At 63.1% G+C, this 517-nt stretch carries 1 protein-coding gene and 1 pseudogene; one reads left to right on the top strand and one right to left on the bottom strand.

Translation table 11 applies throughout. The features are described 5' to 3' along the window. Positions 1-143, bottom strand: a 143-nt coding sequence (locus J8I82_RS39525) for a DUF6788 family protein (RefSeq protein ID WP_336620938.1), incomplete at its 3' end; no start/stop codon positions are given. Positions 144-190: 47 nt separating this feature from the next. Between J8I82_RS39525 and J8I82_RS37940 the strand changes: the two are divergent. Next, positions 191-447 (top strand): annotated as a pseudogene (locus J8I82_RS37940) (group II intron reverse transcriptase/maturase); the annotation flags it as partial. Positions 448-517: the final 70 nt, after the last annotated feature.

The following is a 517-nucleotide window of genomic DNA, read 5'->3' as shown; positions in this document are numbered from 1 at the left end:
CCGTCGGCACACTTGCAGCCAGGTTTGCCGCAGCGCTTGTAGCGTTCGATGAGCGAGCCCCGCAAGAGCGTGTCCAACGCCGGCATCTGCTTGAGCAATTGCGCGCGGCGTTTGCGTAGAGTGGACGACGGAGTATCTTGCATTGGCGGACCACGTTAAAAACTGGTCTGATAGTAGGTCAACGTGATGCTACGAGCCGGGGTTCTCCGAGTCGAGCTACGGCTTCAGGCCGGGGCACAGCGCTCAGCAGGCGGTCTTGCAGGCACAGCGGTACGTGCGGGAAGGCCGGCGCTGGGTGGTGGACATTGACCGGCGCGGGTGGCCCGACAAGTGAAGGATTCCCGGGTGCTCAAGCTGATCCGGCGGTATCTGGAAGCGGGGCTGATGCGTGGCGGGATGGTCGAGGCAAGGAGGCAGGGCACGCCGCAGGGCGGGCCGCTTACGCCGCCTACAATGTTGCATATTTTCCAGTCCCTCGTCTGAGTCGTTCGAATTTTCGTTGCTTGGAGCCGGCGGC

The organism is Cupriavidus consociatus (assembly GCF_017814975.1).
Classification (GTDB): Bacteria; Pseudomonadota; Gammaproteobacteria; order Burkholderiales; family Burkholderiaceae; genus Cupriavidus; species Cupriavidus consociatus.
Note: the sequence above shows the minus strand (reverse complement) of the source record. Positions and strands in the feature narration are given on the sequence as shown.